General features: G+C 34.2%; 11 protein-coding genes. 9 read left to right on the forward strand and 2 right to left on the reverse strand.

Going from position 1 to position 18836, the window contains the following annotated elements:
• Nucleotides 1-49 precede the first annotated feature (49 nt).
• The 3 genes from Q0X14_RS11260 (at nucleotide 50) to Q0X14_RS11270 (ending at nucleotide 4966) form a co-directional block, all read left to right on the forward strand.
• Nucleotides 50-727 (forward strand): HAD family acid phosphatase, encoded by a 678-nt coding sequence (locus Q0X14_RS11260; RefSeq protein WP_297838464.1) that lies wholly within the window; start codon nucleotides 50-52, stop codon nucleotides 725-727.
• Between the two features lie 232 nt (nucleotides 728-959).
• Nucleotides 960-3668, forward strand: coding sequence for an N-6 DNA methylase (locus Q0X14_RS11265; RefSeq protein ID WP_297838466.1), 2709 nt, complete (start codon nucleotides 960-962; stop codon nucleotides 3666-3668).
• Nucleotides 3669-4141: 473 nt separating this feature from the next.
• Entirely contained in the window at nucleotides 4142-4966 is an 825-nt protein-coding gene (locus tag Q0X14_RS11270; RefSeq protein WP_297838469.1) for a hypothetical protein, read from the forward strand.
• Between the two features lie 150 nt (nucleotides 4967-5116).
• Here the strand turns inward: Q0X14_RS11270 and Q0X14_RS11275 are convergent, their stop codons facing one another.
• Both Q0X14_RS11275 and Q0X14_RS11280 read right to left on the reverse strand, forming a co-directional pair.
• A complete protein-coding gene (locus tag Q0X14_RS11275) occupies nucleotides 5117-6124 on the reverse strand; it encodes a type II TA system antitoxin MqsA family protein (protein ID WP_297838473.1) in 1008 nt (335 codons plus the stop codon).
• A 2-nt stretch (nucleotides 6125-6126) separates the two neighbouring features.
• Nucleotides 6127-6483 carry a hypothetical protein gene (locus Q0X14_RS11280; RefSeq protein WP_297838476.1) on the reverse strand — a complete coding sequence of 119 codons (357 nt, stop codon included), beginning with the start codon at nucleotides 6481-6483 and terminating at the stop codon, nucleotides 6127-6129.
• Nucleotides 6484-6785: 302 nt separating this feature from the next.
• Between Q0X14_RS11280 and Q0X14_RS11285 the strand changes: the two genes are divergently transcribed.
• The 6 genes from Q0X14_RS11285 (at nucleotide 6786) to Q0X14_RS11310 (ending at nucleotide 18825) form a co-directional block, all read left to right on the forward strand.
• Nucleotides 6786-9407 carry a valine--tRNA ligase gene (locus Q0X14_RS11285; protein ID WP_297838480.1) on the forward strand — a complete coding sequence of 874 codons (2622 nt, stop codon included), beginning with the start codon at nucleotides 6786-6788 and terminating at the stop codon, nucleotides 9405-9407.
• A 333-nt stretch (nucleotides 9408-9740) separates the two neighbouring features.
• A complete protein-coding gene (locus Q0X14_RS11290; RefSeq protein ID WP_297838483.1) occupies nucleotides 9741-10238 on the forward strand; it encodes a DinB family protein in 498 nt (165 codons plus the stop codon).
• A 98-nt stretch (nucleotides 10239-10336) separates the two neighbouring features.
• Complete coding sequence (locus tag Q0X14_RS11295) at nucleotides 10337-12592, forward strand: alpha-amylase family glycosyl hydrolase (protein WP_297838486.1); 2256 nt, start codon at nucleotides 10337-10339, stop codon at nucleotides 12590-12592.
• Between the two features lie 1213 nt (nucleotides 12593-13805).
• On the forward strand, nucleotides 13806-14012 hold the full coding sequence (locus Q0X14_RS11300; RefSeq protein WP_297838489.1) for a hypothetical protein: 207 nt from the start codon (nucleotides 13806-13808) through the stop codon (nucleotides 14010-14012).
• Nucleotides 14013-14211: 199 nt separating this feature from the next.
• On the forward strand, nucleotides 14212-16779 hold the full coding sequence (locus Q0X14_RS11305) for a T9SS type A sorting domain-containing protein (protein ID WP_297838493.1): 2568 nt from the start codon (nucleotides 14212-14214) through the stop codon (nucleotides 16777-16779).
• A 225-nt stretch (nucleotides 16780-17004) separates the two neighbouring features.
• Nucleotides 17005-18825, forward strand: coding sequence for a T9SS type A sorting domain-containing protein (locus tag Q0X14_RS11310; protein ID WP_297838496.1), 1821 nt, complete (start codon nucleotides 17005-17007; stop codon nucleotides 18823-18825).
• Nucleotides 18826-18836: the final 11 nt, after the last annotated feature.

Below are 18836 nucleotides of genomic sequence, written 5' to 3' on the forward strand. Positions count from 1 at the left end.
ATTAATGAATGGTTGTAATGTTAGACACTTAATTATTAAAAAAAACTTTATGAAATCATTCTTTTTCAGAAATACTCTTACTACTACTACTCGTAATCTTACTATTATTCTTTCTCTTTCTCTCACTCTTTTAAGTTGTTCTTCCAATGAATTGGTTAATCTTCGTGTAGCAAAAGACAGAGTGAAAGATTATTATGAATCCGGCAAATACGATAAAGAATTAAAAGAAATATATCTTGATGCAAAAAGTAAAATTGATAAAATTGAAGTGAAGCCAAACTCCGCAGCAATATTTGATGTTGATGATACTGCGTTATCGAATTATGAAATAAGTAAGCGACTTGATTATGGCTATGATTATCAGATAATTCAGGATTGGGTGATGAGTGCAAAACTTCCGGCAATAAAACAGACCCTTGAATTCTATAATTATCTCAAATCAAAAGGAATTAAACTTATATTTCTCACGGGCAGACAAATCGAGGAATATGATGCTACATACAGAAACCTTATGGAGCAAGGTTATACTGATTTTGATACTTTGATTATGAGGAGTGAACAAGAGAGAAAACTGGGTGCGGCTCAGTTCAAATCACAAAAAAGAAAAGAGCTAATTCAGAACGGTTATGAAATAATTATCTGTGTTGGAGATCAGTGGACGGACTTTGAGGGAGATTACACGAGAATAAAAGTAAAACTTCCAAATTATTTGTATGAGACAAAATAGACTTAAATACAGATAACGAGCATTTTCGCATATCCAAATATTCATCACACGGAGTTACCCTGAGAAAGCACGGAGAACCACAGAGAAGTTTATTGATAATTAATATCATGTTGAAATCTGCTAGATCAGTGTCACCTGCGTGCTATTTGGTTTAACCCTTACTCCTCCAATTTCCTTATATTTGCACTCAAAGTCGAATAAGAATAATAATCACATTCCATCTGGTATTTTAATGCCAACTGAAGAAAAATTACTTCATATCAAAGAGTACCTTCAAAAGGTAAAACAATCGCATAAAGAGCTTACAAAAAAAGAAGCATTCAAAGATTTACTTAATCGTTTATATGGCAACGATAGTGAAATAAAAAAGATTGTGGATAAAATAACTTTGGGTGCTGAAACTACCATTCTGAATATTCCACGAAAACAAAAAACTCACAGAGGCAGCGCAGATACTCTTTACAACAAAATAATAATAGAGTTTGAAAACGATTTAAAGTTAACACTTGAACATGCAAAAGAACAATTAGCCGGCTATTTACTTGGTCAGTTTAATTCCGGCGAAGGATATAATTTCACCTTAATTGCATCGGATTTTATTACCTGGAAAGTTTTTGCCCCTGATGTTGATTCATTAAACAGACTTTCAGATTTAAAAGAAGATGAACTTAAACTTGATGAAGTTAAATCAGCTTCATTCACTTTAACAGAAAGGAACAGTGAAGAATTCTATTATTGGATTGATAGATTTTTATTTCGTGAAGAAAAGCAAAAAGCAACTCTTAAAGCGATTGAAGAATCATTTGGATATCAGAGTAAAGTTTTTATTGAATGCTTTAGAGAAATGTATGCTTGGTTCAAGCAGGCAAAAAAATTCGGTGAAGTTCAGGTCTCTTTTGAACAGTGGGAAAAGTTTTTAAGCATTGCTTACGGACAGTTCGATGCCAAAGAAGAAGTTTTCATAATACACAGTTATCTTAGCGTCTTCGCAAAGATGCTTGCTTATAGTGTTATATCAAACGACGATTATATTGATGATAGCGAACTTAAGGCAATTCTTGATGGAACAATTTTCCACAAATACAATATTCGAAATTTTGTTGAAAATGATTTTTTTCATTGGGTTGTAAGTGACAGAAACTTCAAAAATCTGAAGAATACTTTTCGAATAATTGCGCAAGAAATTTCATCTTTTGATTTTAATAATGTTGATGAAGATGTATTAAAGGGTGTTTATCAGGAATTAATTGATATTGACACAAGACATTCTCTTGGCGAGTATTATACACCTGATTGGCTCTGTGAGAAAATTATTAATGAGTTTTCTTTTACGAACACTGATAAAATTTTGGATCCGGCTTGTGGAAGCGGCTCATTTTTAAGAGCTGCGATTCATCGTTTCAAACAGCTTAATCCCGAATCAAGTGTTGAAGAAATTAATAACCACATATTCGGAATAGATATTCATCCTCTCAGCGTCCAAATTGCAAAAACAACATTGCTGCTTGCTCTCGGAAAAGAAATTATAAACGCAAAGCAACCTGTTTATCTGAATATAATTCTTGCAAATACTTTACTTGCACCTGAAGGCGTGCAGGATCTTTTTGGTAAAGAGTTTTCATTAAATATTGATAAAGAAAAATTTAAACTTAACACTCAGATTCTTGAAGATGTAAATCTTTTTGATGATGCGCTTGAAGTTTGTGATGAACTTGCCGAGCAAACTCAAAATACTAAAAAAGAAGACGAAGAAACCTTTGAATATATTTTACGCAAGCGACTTAAAAATCATCAACTGACAAAACAGATTGTTGAAAGTTTTTATAAGGTTTATATCGGCTTAAAAACAGTTAAAGAAAAAGGAAGAGATAGCATCTGGAAATTTATTGTTCAAAATCTTTACAAGCCTTACTTCCTTGCTGGCAAGTTTGATTATGTAATCGGAAATCCTCCCTGGTTTACTTATAGTTCAATTAAAAATGAAGAATATCAAAATATTCTTAACACACTTGCAGAGAATTATAATGTTAAACCGGCAAAGGTTGCAAATTTTCCTCATCTTGAAATTGCTGCAATTTTTCAGGCGCATTGTGCCTCTTATTTTTTAAACCCAAAAGGAAAACTTGCCTTCGTTTTACCAAGAAGTTTTTTTAGTGCAGACCATCACGATAATACAAGAAGCGGAAAAGCAAAAGGATTCAGAATAAATAAAATCTGGGATCTCGATAAAGTTAATCCGTTGTTTCGGGTTCCGAGTTGTGTGTTCTTTGTTGAAAAGTATAAAGATGTAAAATCTGTTCCCATTAGTAATGTTAATGGAAAAATAATTTCCGGTAAATTACCCGAACACAATTGTAATCTTAAAGTTGCTTCTTCTTTGCTCGAAGAAAAGGAAGTTAAGTTTCATTATATCAAACAAGGGAATGCTTCTGCAATTTCAATCAGAAAAACAAAAAGCAATCAGTTAGAAAATCCATATAAGAAAAATTTTAAACAGGGCGCTACCATTGTTCCGAGATGTTTTTACTTTGTAGAACTTGACCAACAAATTCCACCCGATTTTGAAGATAGAATTTTGAATATTAAAACCTCCGAAGCAATTGAAGCTGATGCGAAAAGACCTTGGAAAGGCTTGAAGTTTAACGGAAAGATTGAGAGCAGATTTCTTTTTCGTACGGCACTTGCAAAAAGCATTTTGCCCTTTGCACTTTACAATCCTGATTTGGTAGTGCTGCCGGTTTTGATTGAAACTGATCACACAAACAACAAAACAATTAAACTGCTTGAAAGCGAGGAACTTAGAAGAGAAGGTTATCTTAATGCAGCAAGATGGTTTAAGAATGTTGAAGACACTTGGCAGCTTTTAAGGACAGAAAAGAATCAAAGTATTTCAAGCGTGGATTATCTTAATTGGCAAAATAAACTTACGAACAAAATCTAAATGCGACTATTTGGTTTTGCTATACATACAATATGTCGGGAAAGACGCTTAGTGCTACGGTTATTGATAGAACCAGGATTGGATTTCAACTTTATAGTTGATTATGCAACTTTTCGTACGACTTATTTTCTGAGAATGAAGCTTATTATCTTAAGCTCTATTTTAAATTCATCAATTCCTAATTTAATGATGAAAGAATTTCAGTCGCGAGGCTTGTTTGGTGCAAGGCATGTTCAAAAAAAATCCTCGACATATATTTTCCGCGTTATGATGAGTCAAATGAAGCACACAGACAACTTGCAGAATTAAGTAAAGCGGCGCATCAAAAAGCAAAAGAATATTTGGAGAAAAATCCGCCACAAAAAGAGTTATCAGCCACACGTCTTGGCAGATTAAGAATGGAAATAAAAAAATACCTTTCCGAAGAAATGAAAGAGATTGATAAGTTAGTCAAAATAATTTTGAGGTAATTTATGGTACACGGAAATCACTGGGAATCGGTAATAAACATTGAGGAAAAAGGAGTTCTTTCGACTTTGATGAAGAAAATATTAAAACAGGGAATACCATCTGATCCCAAAACTTATTCATTAAATGAAGGCAATAAAACCTTTAAATATTATACATACCCAGATACAAATCTCAGATTCATAGCTTTTGGCATAAGGAATTCTCAATCAGAATCTCTTGAGATTATAAACTCAATACCATTTTGTTATGCGGGCACAGATATCTTCTTAAAAATAGATGAAGTTTATGTTGATAGTGAAACCTATGAAGCAATAATTCAAAGCTCAACAATTGATGGAATTAAAATTAATTTCTATGACCCATTATTTTTAATGAATATGGATGTTTATATGAAAGATACTTTCAGAATATTTCGGATTGCTGGCTTGGCATATTCACTCTTTAAAACTAAACCCAATATAATAAGTTTAATTGATGAAAAAGTTCTTGAAGAAGCAGAATTAAAGGGTTCTATTGAACATCTTAAAATGTTCACTAAATTAAAATCAGAAAACGGAACAGCTTTTTATAATCTTGCTGAGATGAGAGATTTGCCTTACAACTATAACCTAGATGATTGTTTCGTTCAATCTTTCATTGAGGAAGTTTCGGAATTTGAACTGGAAAAACAAAAAATATATCAGTTAAAATTATCCATTGGCCATCCCGAAAAGCCAATTAAATTATTTTTATATGCCACTGAAAAGATAATTGAAAGTGGTTATAAACCACAGGTTGGTGATAATATTTACAGTTATATCTGGATGCAGGGATACTCTACTCATTAAATCAAACACAATAAAAGCTTATAATCATTTTTAACGGATTAGGTTAGCTATTTAATTTTTTTTAAAACACGCACATTAACGGAAGAAATAAAAGAAATAAATCAGTGGTTGGTGAGATGATTGAGTGAAAGAAATTTAGATTGTTTTAATTTATATACTTAAATCAAAACCGTACTTTTGATAGCTAATTAAACCTTTTCTATTATGTTCCATTAACCAACCTTTCTCATTATGACTTTTTTCAACAAGGTCTTCGGTTTTTACATCTTTAAATTTATTATGTATGAATTCTATTGTTTCTAGTTCGTCTTCACTAAATAATTTATCATTGAAATCTTTTAAAGGCACTGGGGATTCAACAATTGAAGAATTAATTTCTTTAAGCTCGAATTCGATATAATTTTCATTTGTAAGAAAATCATAGTTCAAATCATATCTGAATGGAACCGGTCCCATCTGAATTGCTTGATATCTGTTACCTGTTATAGAATAACCATAATTTTTGAAGAAATAAAAATCACAATAAAACAATAACTTATTCATTCTAACTTTAAAAATATTTCTATTTTTCTTCAAAAAGAATAAAACCAGATTGGCAAATTTTTCGAAATTAGGTACAGAATAACCAGTGAATTCATTTGGAATAAGTTCTTCATTCCAAATTTCTTTTTTTAATCTTTGATAAGAATTTCCAACTTCTATAAAAGATTTTATTTTTTGCACTAACTGCTCAAATTTGTTTTCAGAAAATAAATTTCTTTTATTTTCAATAATTTTTAGAAATTCTTCTGGTCTTATTGCAAGGTTTAACAATGTTCCGTTGCTTAAATTTGGCACCTCTCCTTTTTCATAATTTCTATAAATATTAGCTCCAAATCCCAGTACTTCGGACATTTTTGCAGCAGAGAGTCCATACTTTTTACGGGTACGAATAAGCTGCTCAGAGAAAGGTATTGAATGAATTTCTCTATATTGATTTTTAACTTGCTGCAAATTTTTTTCATCCAACTCTGTGTTTGTAAATCTTTCTTTACACGACTCACATTCATAAAACAACTTATGAATTCTATATTCTTCATTTCTGAATATAATTTTTGCCGGCTCTCTCTTTAAGGTCAACCTTTCATTTCCACAAAACGGGCATTTTATATTATTCATTTTCATTTTCCTCTCTTGAATTTATATTTCAATTTATGTTCTGCGATGTGAAAAGAAATGCAGATTACAGAGGAGTTTGGCAAACCCATTTCAATTTTTATGTATACCTCTTGAGATTTTATTTTCATACCAAATTCCCAATAATCAGCATGCTCGGGATATAATGTATTTCTATTCGGTCCTGAACAGTAATTATCAACGCTTAGCTTTTCTATATATTTTTTTCGTTCAATAGGAGTAATTTCAAGAGCAGCCAGTGTTTGTAGGTTTTTATTTCTATCATTACGGAATATGATATCGTAAATTTTGATTTTGGTTTTTAGATCTCGAAGAAATTTTTCGACTATTTCTTTTTCCACAATCAAAATTAAATTTATTTATAATACAAGTCAACTATAAAATTTAATATATGCATATAAAGTTTAAATATTAAACTATAAAGTTTAATATTTTTATTCGGGAAGTAATTTTTCAGCGAAAAATAGATTTCATTACAAAATTAGAGATTTCAGGATATTTTTATATTCAAAATATTGTGTAGGAATAAAATAAAATGCGCAATTAAAGTATATGTTTTCATTTTAAGGCTTAAGGCAATTAATCCTTATATTTGCACTCAAATTTTTTCTTTCACAAAGATTTTTTCGAAGGATAGTATTTAATGTCTGAAAATAGTTTTTCGCAAGTTCCCAAAGCATATAATCCAGCTGATGTTGAGGATAAATGGTATAAGTACTGGTACGATTACGAACTTTATCATTCAGAAGTTGATAAAAACAAAAAACCGTATGTAATTCCAATTCCACCGCCAAATATAACAGGTATGTTAACGATGGGTCATATCCTTAATAATACTCTTCAGGATATTTTCATTCGTTTAAAGAGAATGCAAGGTTATAATGCCTGCTGGGTTCCGGGAACTGATCACGCTTCAATTGCTACCGAAACAAAAGTAACAAAATTTTTAGAAGAAAAAGGAATAAAGAAAAAAGAAATCGGAAGAGAGGAATTTCTTAAACATTGCTGGCAGTGGAAAGAACAATATGGCGGAATAATAATCCAGCAACTGAAAAAACTTGGTGTTAGCTGCGATTGGCGACGCGAGCGATTCACAATGGATGAGGATTACTATCGCGAAGTGATTAAAGCTTTTGTTGATTTGTACAAAGAAGGGAAAATTTATCGCGGTTACAGAATGGTTAACTGGGATCCCGCCAACAAATCTGCAATCTCTGATGAAGAAGTAATTTATAAAACTGTTAATGGAAAGCTCTGGTATTTCAAATATCCTGTTGTTGATAGTAATGAATTTATAATTGTTGCAACAACACGACCAGAAACAATGCTGGGCGATACTGCTGTTGCTGTTAATCCGGATGATGAACGATACAAACATCTTATTGGAAAGGTAGTAAAACTTCCGATTGTTGAAAGAGAAATTCCAATTATAGCTGATGAGTATGTTGATAAGGAATTCGGAACAGGTGCTGTGAAAGTAACACCAGCACACGATGTAAACGACTACGAAATGGGAATGCGACATAAACTTCAGTTCATTAATATTTTTAATGATGATGCAACAACAAATGAAAATGTGCCGGATTGGTTGCAACATCAGGATAGATATGAAGTTCGTAAGAAAGTTGTTGCAAAGTTTGAAGAGCTTGGTTTGTTACACAAGATTGAAGATTATCAAACAAAAATCGGATACTCCGAAAGAGGCAATGTTCCCATTGAACCATACTTAAGTGAACAATGGTTTATGAAAATGGACGAACTTGCCAAACCTGCCATTGATGTTGTGAAAGAAGGAAGAATAAAATTTTATCCAAAACACTGGGAAAAAACTTATTTCCACTGGATGGAAAACATTAAAGACTGGTGTATATCACGTCAGCTTTGGTGGGGACATAGAATTCCTGTTTGGTATCACAAACAAACGGGCGAAATTTATTGTGATGTAAATCCTCCAAAAGATTTGCAGAATTATAAACAAGATGAAGATGTACTTGATACCTGGGCATCAAGCTGGCTATGGGCGCACGCAATTTTCAGAACTGAAGAAGAAAGAAAATATTATTATCCAACTGACACACTCGTTACAGGTCCTGATATTATTTTCTTCTGGGTTGCACGAATGATAATGGCTGGAATGCATTTTATGAAAGATATTCCTTTCCGCGATGTTTACTTCACAAGCATCATTCGCGATGCTCAGGGAAGAAAGATGAGCAAATCGCTTGGCAACTCTCCAGACCCACTTGAAGTGATTAAAGAATATGGTGCGGATGCTTTAAGGTTTACGGTGATTTATCTCGCACCTCTCGGACAGGATGTTCTATTTAGTACAGAGAAATGTGAACTCGGAAGAAACTTTGCAAATAAGATATGGAATGCCGGCAGATTTCTTTTGATGAACAAAGAAACTATTAAAACGGATAAATCTCTGATTGACAAACACAAAGACTTTGCGGATGAGTGGATAATCTCACGACTTAATCAAACTCTTCTTCAATTCAATAAAGCGATGGATGATTTTGAAGTTAACAATGCAATTAAAATTGTTTATTCGTTCATCTGGAATGATTACTGTGATTGGTATGTAGAAATGATTAAAGGCAGATTGTATGGTGATAATGATGAAGTTAAATCTGCAGTATTAACCAGAGCCATTTCAATTTTTGAAGATGCATTAAAAATGCTTCATCCTTTTATGCCATTTATAACTGAAGAGTTGTGGCAATTACTACAACCAAGAAAAGAAGGTGAAAGTATTTCTGTATCAGAATTTCCGAAAGCTGATGAAAGTCTGATTAAAGAAGTCGCGGAAAATGAAATGGATTTTGTAAAAGATATCATCACTGCAATCAGAAACATTCGTGGTGAAATGAACATTGCACCTTCTAAAAAAGTTAATGCTCTGATAAAATCCAACGAAGTAAAAGAACATCAGATTGACTACATAAAAAAACTTGCAAAGGTTGAAGAACTTACAGTTAATGCGAATGTTCAAAAACCAAAAGCTAGTGCTTCGGCTGTTTTACGAGATGTTGAGATATTCATTCCACTCGAAGGACTTATTGATCTTGAAGTTGAGAGACAAAGGTTGCAGAAAGAAATTCAGCGACTTGAAAATTCAATTGCCGGAGTTGAAAAAAAACTGAGCAATGAAAAATTTGTTAACAACGCTCCCGCAGAGGTAGTTGAGAAAGAAAGAGCAAAACAAAAAGATTGGCAGGAGAATCTGAAAAAGTTGAAAGAGATTTTTGAGAGTTTGAATTAAATAGTGGATTGCTGAATAGAGTTTTGTACGACTAATTATAATAATTGCCACGCTCTTCAGAGCGTGGGAAAAAAATGATAACTAATAAAATGGACTTTAGTCCAATTATTGTTCTTGTTGTTTGGGCTAAAGCCCGGAATATTTTTTGGATTTAACATTCTCCAGCATAAATGCCGGAGCTATTTTGGAGCTACACAACACTATCTAAAATTGCAGGACGAAAATTAAATCAAAAGACTTTAGTACCATTTGCAATAAATATGAGTTAATGCTCAATGTTCTCTTTTTCTATTTTTACCCAACCAAATACCAAGGCAATTGAAAGGATTTAGAATGTATTACAAAATATCCGATTTCATAAACGATTGGACTTACGAGTCCGAAGCAACTTTAAAAGTTTTCAATAATCTCACAGATGAATCACTAACCAAAAAAGTAAATGAAAATGTTAGAACAGCAGGAAGACTTGCCTGGCATATTACAACATCAATCAGCGAAATGGCACAACGGACAGGATTGTCATTCCAAGCAGTTGATGAAAATTCTTTTCCCGCAACAGTTAAAGAAATAGCTGATGCTTATAAAACCTCTTCAGAAAATTTATTGAATGAGATAAAAGAAAAATGGACAGATGAAACTCTGCAGCAGGAAGATGATATGTACGGAGAAAAATGGAAACGAGGAACAACATTATCTGTAATTATAAATCATCAGATTCATCATCGCGCTCAATTAACAGTAGTAATGAGGTTATTGGGATTAAAAGTTCCGGGCATCTACGGACCAGCAAAAGAGGAATGGACAAATTTCGGAATGGCTGCACAGGAGTAATTGCTTCAAAGTTTAAATCACTTCTTTTTCTACAATCATTTTAATGCGCTTTTATTAACTTTGTCTGTGACTTTTTCCTAATCATAAAAGAGAATCCTATGTTAAAAAAATTATTACTCCTTTCATTTATTCTTATAACATCAATTCATCCACAGAACATCCATGATTTAATTCAACCAATAAATCTTATTGAAAACGAAACTGTTTCGATTCCGCTTTGTGATATTTTTTATTCGGAAGATTATCCGGTTGAGTTTCTGCCAAACGAATTTGTGGATGTGAAGTATGACTCATTAAAAGACGAAGTTTCATTTACACCGATAAAAGATTTTTCCGGAATGACTTTAATCACCTTTAAATATTATGACAAGATTTATGAAATTCCTGTTAAGCTAAATAAAACGAAAAAATATCTTTTCACATACAAACTGCAAGCGGGAGAAAAACAAGTTAATCTTTTTGGTCAGTTTAATAGCTGGAACAGACAAAACTTTCCGATGAAAGATTCTAATGGTGATGGTGTGCTTGAGATTGAAATTCCATTAGATCCGGGAAGATACGAATACAAATTTTTTGTCGATGGAAAAGAAATTGTTGATCCCGAAAATCCTGTTAAAGTTCCGAATGGAATGGGTGATTTTAATTCGGTTCGCATAATTGAAGAAGAAGCAAAAGATAAAATGTTTCTCCACATTATCGGGAAAGAAAAAACCGCAAATGAACTGACATTAAAATTTTATTTTGAAAATACTGATCGCAGCAATCTGGTTAGTGAAGAAAGTATAATTGCATTGTTTGATAATCAAAAGTTTCCCGGACAATTAATAAAAGTTATCGGTCGGGAAATTCATCTGTCTGTTAAAAATGAAATGCTTAAAGGAGAACACATTGTCAGAATAGCAATTAACCGAATGGGAAAACACAGCAATATTCAGGCAGTTCACATAATCGATGGTGCAATTGCCGGCTCAAATGATAAAAGAACTTTGCACGACCAGATAATTTATTCGCTAATGATTGACAGATTCTACAATGGTGATACAACAAACGATTCACCAGTAGTTCACGATTCTCTGTTCAAGCCTGCAAACTACAATGGTGGTGATTTAGCTGGCATAATCAAAAAAATTGAAGAAGGATATTTTGATAAACTTGGAATAAATACTCTTTGGATTTCACCGATTGTTGATAATACTAATAACGCGTACAGAGAATATCCAGCGCCGCACAGATGGTACACAGGTTATCACGGTTACTGGCCGGTCTCATCTACAAAAGTTGAAGAACACTTCGGTGATATGAATCTCGCAAGAGAGCTTGTTGAAGTAGCCCATCAAAGAAGAATTAATATTCTTCTTGATTTTGTTTCTAACCATATTCATATGGAACATCCATTCTGGAAAGAGCATCGGGACTGGTTTGGTGTTCTTGAGCTTTCTGACGGAAGAAAAAATCTGAGACTTTGGGACGAATACCGTTTAACAACCTGGTTTGAACCTTATATGCCTTCATTTGATTACATCGGAGCTTATGATGCACTTGAGTTTATGACAGATAACGCTGTCTGGTGGCTTAATGTAACAGGTGCAGATGGATTTCGTCACGATGCAGTTAAGCATGTCCCGAATAAATTCTGGAGAATGCTGACTAAAAAACTCAAGCGGAATATTGAGCTGCCAAAGAAGAAAAAAATTTATCAGATTGGAGAAACTTTCGGTGGAATTGACTTAATAGCTTCTTATGTGAGCAACGGACAACTGAATGCGCAGTTTAATTTTAATTTATATGATGTTGCAATCCCCACCTTCCTTGATGAAAAGGCATCCTTTAAATTAGTTGATTATCAAATGCAGAAAAGTTTTCAGGTATTTGGTTACAATAATCTGATGGGCAATATAATGGATAGCCACGATAAGATTCGTTATATGGCTTATGCAGATGGTGATCTTGAAATTAATGATGGACGCGCAGGTGAAATTGGTTGGACAAATCCTCCGCAAGTTGATAATCAAAGCAGCTATGAAAAGCTGAAAGTTTATATGGCTTACCTCCTAACAATTCCAGGTGTTCCGATTATCTATTATGGTGATGAAATCGGAATGACCGGAGCTGCTGATCCTGATAATAGAAGAATGATGCGCTTTGATGATGAGCTAAATCAATATGAAAAACAAACCCTTGAAGATGTAAGTAAACTTATTCATATCAGAAAAGAACATCCGGCTTTACGTTACGGTGATTTTTTAACTCTTCAAGCTGATGAAAATATTTATGCTTATATACGTTCTGATATGAATGAGAGGATACTTACAGTTATCGTCAACAAAAATTCAAAGCCGGACAAAATGATATAGCTATTGCTCTTCCAGCGTTGTACAAATTAAGTCGAGCGCACTAGATCTTGTTAGCCGGGAAAGAGCATTCACTGTTGCTAATGAGTAAGATTAGTTCTTGTCTTCAGCGGAATTGGATACAAATTTTTCATATTCAAGCTAGAATAGAAGGAAACGAAGGATAGTCATAATGACTCGGTGCAAATTCGGGAATTGGAAAAGCTGCAGCAAGTTAAATTTGCCTCTGAATATCGTACTGTGCTATTATGGCATGTCGTGCATCTAAAAAGAAGTGAATCTGCACTCCGGCAAGCACTACAATCTCATCTGCAGAATTCAGATGTTCACCTCATGCAGGTTGATATAGCTTCCTTCAAATCAATTAAAAAATTTGCTCAAGAATTTAAATCAAAGTTTAACAAACTAGATCGGCTGGATTAATAATGCAGCATTTTCCGAACATGGTAAATCATGGTTATCTTATGCAGCGAAGATGGTACTGATCTTTACATTTGCTTCAAATGACTTCTTGGTCCTTTTCTTATAACAGAACTATTATCAGATTTAGCGTTCAAAATCTGCATGATGCATAGAATTCTCCCTTCCTGCGCTGATAGATATTAGGCGGACCTGGGTTGACTTCGACTCCTTACAGATTCAAATTGAAGTATTGATTAATCTGACTCCAGGTGAGTATCGGAGATAGTCTGTTGGGTTGATAATACAGTGTTTACAAAATGTTATGGTGATTCGAACAATGAGCTTTGTTGATTCGTGACATCCAGTTATGGCAGAGGAGTAAAAAACCAAGAGACGATTTAGGATTAAAACTATCTGATGCAGCTTATTATCCCTGGTCTAAGACTGCCATCAAAGGGTGATAACCTAATCAGAAGTAATGAGCATCGGTTGGAGCCGAAAACCATGAAGCTGCTTTTATTAAACATCCCTATTTCATGACCGAACCAGTAAAGAATATATGCTGATTGTGATTATTACATCACGACAGGGTCAGACCCCATTGGTTTACCCGTGGCCGGTACTTTGGCATATTAATCCAGGATACGAAATTTGAGATTACGCTGCCTGACATTCTCAGAAGGGTTTTGCCACCTGTGTAGTCCAATTTAAATCCTAAATCACATTTGAAAAAATTCTGAATTTGAATTAAAAAAAATTATTTCATTTTAGCTAAAATTTTCAATATGGAGATCATGGCAAACTTCAATTGTTTATGTGTAATATTTATTGTAATGGGCTTTACGGATACTTTGGTATTAGTAGTGAAAGTATTACTGCATTAATTCCAACATTTTTTGGAATTCCGTTACTGATTCTTGGTTGGCTTGGTCTGAATGAAAAATATTTAAAACACACAATGCACGGCGCAGCAGTACTTACATCTGCTTGGATTTGCCGGAACAGTTGGCGGATTATTTAAATTCTTCAGAATGCTTGGCGGAGAAGAAATGCAAAGACCTGCAGCGGTTACAGTTCAGGCAATAATGGCAATTCTTTGTCTATTATTTTTAATCTTTGCCATTAAATCATTTATTGATGCAAGAAGAAACAAACAACAATAAAACTTTTAGTTACACAAATAATTTTTAATCTAAGTTATATCATCAGATGAGGCGGCTATGAAATTTAAATCTATTATAATCTTCTTTTTATTTCTTTTACTGATTTCAATGTCCTTCCTCTATTTCAGTAAAAACAGAGATGTTTATCAAAAGCCCCCAAAGACTTCAGGAGCTTTGCAGGCATTACAAAACTGGACTCACAAAAGAGCTTATCCCGAACCTGATATTCCTGCTGCAAAATATTATGCTGCTTTTGTTTCTGCCAGAAAAAATCTGAGAAAGATTACAGGTGCTAATTATCAATGGGAAGAGATTGGACCACATAACATCGGAGGAAGAACTCTTGATGTTGAATTCAATCCACAAAACCCAAATACAATTTTTGCTGCAGCAGCAAGCGGAGGTTTGTGGAGAAGTTATACCGCCGGTGTTGGTCCTTTAGCTTGGGAGAGAATTGAAACAGGTTATCCTGTGCTTGGTGTGAGTTCAATTGCAATCGCACCTGATGATTCAAACACAATTTACATAGGAACAGGCGAAGTTTATAATTATCAGTTAGCTTTAGGTGGTGAAGTAATAAGAACTACTCGTGGCAGCTATGGAATTGGTATTTTGAAAACAACAGATTACGGACAAACCTGGACTAAATCTCTTGACTGGTCTTATAATCAACAAAGAGGTGTAAATGATGTCGAGATTGATCCGAATAATCCATCAATCGTCTGGGCTGCAACAACAGAGGGAATCTTTAAATCAACTGATTCAGGAACAACATGGGAAAATGTTCATCCGGTTATAATGGGTTTTGATGTTGTAATAAATCCAATAAACAGCAATATAGTTTTTGTAACACACGGCAATTTTGGTTCAACAGGACACGGAATTTATCGCACTACAGACGGTGGAAATATATGGACAAAATTAGGAAGCGGACTACCGGCCTCATTTAATGGCAAAGCAATTCTATCTATTTATCCACCTGACCCTAATATTATTTTTGCATCAATTGGAAACGGAAGTAGTTCCGGGACAGGAACCTGGTTATGTCAGTCAATGGATGGAGGAAATAACTGGGTAATTTTGAATACAACTGATTATGCAACTTATCAGGGTTGGTATTCACATTGGGTTGGTGTTAGTCCGTTTAATCCAAACTTAGTTTTAACCGGTGGTATAGATGTCTTTAAATCTACAAATGGTGGATATACCCTTACACAAAAATCTTATTGGTATAATTGGGATTTTGGTGTAACTCCTCCTGGTGGACCCGAAGGACCTCCGGATTATGTTCATGCTGATCAGCATTCGATAACTTTTCATCCTACAAATCCAAATATTATTTACTTTGGAACCGATGGTGGAGTCTTCAGATCAACTGATGCGGGTGAAACATTTGCAGGTTGTAATGGTGGATATCAATCGACACAGTTTTATAATGGATTTTCATCTTCCTACAATTTACCCGATCTAGCAATAGGTGGAATGCAGGACAACGCAACTGCGATTTATCAGGGAAATGTTGCCTGGTACAGAACAATTGGAGGTGATGGTTGTCAGACAGGAATTGATCCAAACAATGATAATATTATGTATGGTACTTATCAGTATTTGAATATTCTTAAAAGTGTTGACGGCGGCTTAAACTGGTCATCAATTGGACCTTCGGGAAGTGAAAGTCCGGCTTTTGTTGCACCGTTTATAGTTTGTCGCTCAAACTCAAATGTCATTTACGCCGGAAGTAAAAAGTTTCATAAATCAACTGATGGAGGTTCAAACTGGATTGCCGGAAATGGAGGAGCGGTATTGGATGGAAATCAAATTCTATCGATTGGTGTTTCAGCAACTTCAACAGATACAATTTATGTTGGTACAGCACCGATAAATTCACGGGCAAAAATTTTCAGAAGCACTAACGGAGGAAACACTTTTACAAATATTACAGGAACATTGCCTGATAGATATCCTGATGATATTGCTGTTGACCCTAATGATTCAAAAACTGTGTACATAGTTTTTTCCGGTTTCGGAACATCGCATTTATTTAAGTCAACAGATGCAGGAAACAGCTGGATGGACATTGGCTCATCTTTACCTGATGTTCCGTCAAGTGCTATCACAATTGATCCAAACAACTCAAACATTTTGTACTTTGGTAATGATATCGGAGTTTATGTTTCAACAGATGCTGGGCAAAGCTGGTCAGATTATTCAGTCGGACTTCCTTTTGGATGTATTGTAATGGATCTGAGCGTTGTACGTGCTTCAAACAGAATTCGTGCGGTTACTCACGGAAACGGAGTTTATGAAGCTCCGTTGTACAATCCTGTTTCCGTTGATGATAAAAATAACTTAGTTGTTACTGGATTTAAACTTGAACAAAATTACCCGAACCCATTTAATCCAAACACAAAAATCAGTTGGCAATCACCTGTAAGCGGATGGCAAACAATAAAATTATATGATTTGCTTGGAAGAGAGATTGAAACAATAACTGATGGATATTATGAAGCAGGATATCATTTCATATCTTACACGGCTGATTCTAAACTGCCAAGTGGGGTTTATTTCTACAAACTTCAGGTTGGTAATTTCTCCGAAACGAAAAAAATGATATTGCTCAGATAATAAATATTTCGTGCTTGATGGTAAAAACAGCAAGCCATAATCACCATATATGACTTGCTGTTTTCCATATAATGTTACCTCTCAACAATTGCTGCTTTACAATCAACCCGTCAAAACTGCCTTCATTGACACAAAATAACAAAAGTCTGGAACAAAAAAACAATTCTCTGCCTGCCTGAAGAACTAATTTTAGTAATAAAAAAATATTCATAAGGGTTGAATAAAATGAAAAAGATCTTCTTAATAATTCTTATACTGATAATAGGAGTTTCTATTACCACTGCTCAACCTGTAATTTTTCAAGCACAAGTTGATAAAAAAATCGCTCAAGATGGCGCAGCAAATTATTACTTCGGTTCAGCAGTGGCGATAGATAGCACAACAATAATGATTGGCTCAACTGGTCATGATAACTTTAGAGGGGCAGTTTATGTTTTTACAAAGACGGATTCGGGGTGGTTTCAAACACAATTTCTAGAAGATCCTAATTCGGTTCCTGGTGAGTTTTTTGGAAATGCAATTGATATCAAAGAAAATACTGCGGCTATTGCTGGTTATGGAAGAAGAGTTGTGTTGATTTATCAAAATGTTGGTGGTTCTTGGACTTACAGATCTACCATATATTTAGAAGAACAACATTATTGGTTTGGAGAATCTGTACAAGTTAATCATTATAATTCAATACTCATTGGTTGTCCTGCAGGTTTTTTGGGGGCTACCGGAAGAGCTTATCTATATTCTTTTAATTCGGGTTGGGGAATAGTTAAAATATTTTATCCAAATGACAGTTCCAAAACATTTGGCAATGCTGTTTCCTTTATACCCGATACGGTTGCAGGATATTTGATTGGAGATGAATTCCATAGCACTGTATATCTTGAAGTTAGAAATGGTGGTGCCTGGACAGAGTATTTATTTACCAATCCAACTCCTGGAAATAACTTTGGTTTTGGATGGGCTATAGAATCACCCAATAGCTCAACTATTATTATTAGCTCATACAATTACGGGTTTGATCCTCTTGCTTGTCAAGGAGCAGTTTATGTTTATAAGTACAATCCTTCAATTGGCTGGCAACAAACACAAAGAATCCTCTCCCCTGAACCTAAACCAAATGCTCTCTTTGGATATTCAATTAGTGCCTACGGTGATAAATTACTAATCGGGGCTTGTTATGAAAATAATTATATGGGTGCAGCTTATCTTTATAGCTTTCAGGATGGGAACTATGTTTTCAAGAAAAAAATTGTAGCAGAGGACGGAGAAGAAAATGATCAATTTGGTGTTTCGGTAGGATTGTTTGAAAATAATTATGTAATTGGAGCACATCAGGATAATGTAAATAATTTTACCAATTGTGGTTCGGCATATATATACTCTCCGGCTAAGTTGGGTAAAGGGCATAATCTAACGTTTTTTGCATCAACAATTCATTCTGGAACAATTTCGATCGACACATCCTCAATTAATTATCCCGGACAATTACCACATAATATGATTCTGCATTCAAAAAAAGCATGGAACATCAACGCACAGAATGGCTTTGATTTTCAAGACGGAATGATTGGGGCAGATTTAAATAATCTGGGAAAGAAAAGTAATTTAGAGAATCACCTCTGTTGGTTAAAACGAACGAATGAGAATAGTCCCTGGGAATATATAGGAGGTAAAGTTTCTGATAATTATCTATATAGCACAATACCATTCAACACCTTATCTCAATTTGTGATAGTCGATTCAGTAGATACAGCAACATATGCGGAAAATGAAGATCTAATAGTTAAAAAATTTGAACTTTATCAAAACTATCCAAACCCATTTAATCCAAGCACAAAGATCAGTTGGCATTCGCCAGTAGGCAGTTGGCAAACAATAAAAGTGTTTGATGTGCTTGGAAACGAAGTAGCCACCCTTATAGACGAATACAAGTCAGCGGGAAGTTATGAGGTTGAGTTTAATGGTCAGAATCTCTCAAGCGGAGTGTACTTTTATCAGTTACGGGCGGGAGAATTTATCAGCACAAAAAAAATGTTGTATTTGAAATAAATAACAAAGGA

This window comes from Ignavibacterium sp. (assembly GCF_025998815.1).
Lineage (GTDB): Bacteria > Bacteroidota > Ignavibacteria > Ignavibacteriales > Ignavibacteriaceae > Ignavibacterium.

Coding starts and splice junctions, on each gene's coding strand:
- Q0X14_RS11260 (WP_297838464.1), top strand. CDS start 50: ATGAAATCATTCTTTTTCAGAAATACTCTTACTACTACTACTCGTAAT.
- Q0X14_RS11265 (WP_297838466.1), top strand. CDS start 960: ATGCCAACTGAAGAAAAATTACTTCATATCAAAGAGTACCTTCAAAAG.
- Q0X14_RS11270 (WP_297838469.1), top strand. CDS start 4,142: ATGGTACACGGAAATCACTGGGAATCGGTAATAAACATTGAGGAAAAA.
- Q0X14_RS11275 (WP_297838473.1), bottom strand. CDS start 6,124: ATGAATAATATAAAATGCCCGTTTTGTGGAAATGAAAGGTTGACCTTA.
- Q0X14_RS11285 (WP_297838480.1), top strand. CDS start 6,786: ATGTCTGAAAATAGTTTTTCGCAAGTTCCCAAAGCATATAATCCAGCT.
- Q0X14_RS11290 (WP_297838483.1), top strand. CDS start 9,741: ATGTATTACAAAATATCCGATTTCATAAACGATTGGACTTACGAGTCC.
- Q0X14_RS11295 (WP_297838486.1), top strand. CDS start 10,337: ATGTTAAAAAAATTATTACTCCTTTCATTTATTCTTATAACATCAATT.
- Q0X14_RS11300 (WP_297838489.1), top strand. CDS start 13,806: ATGTGTAATATTTATTGTAATGGGCTTTACGGATACTTTGGTATTAGT.
- Q0X14_RS11305 (WP_297838493.1), top strand. CDS start 14,212: ATGAAATTTAAATCTATTATAATCTTCTTTTTATTTCTTTTACTGATT.
- Q0X14_RS11310 (WP_297838496.1), top strand. CDS start 17,005: ATGAAAAAGATCTTCTTAATAATTCTTATACTGATAATAGGAGTTTCT.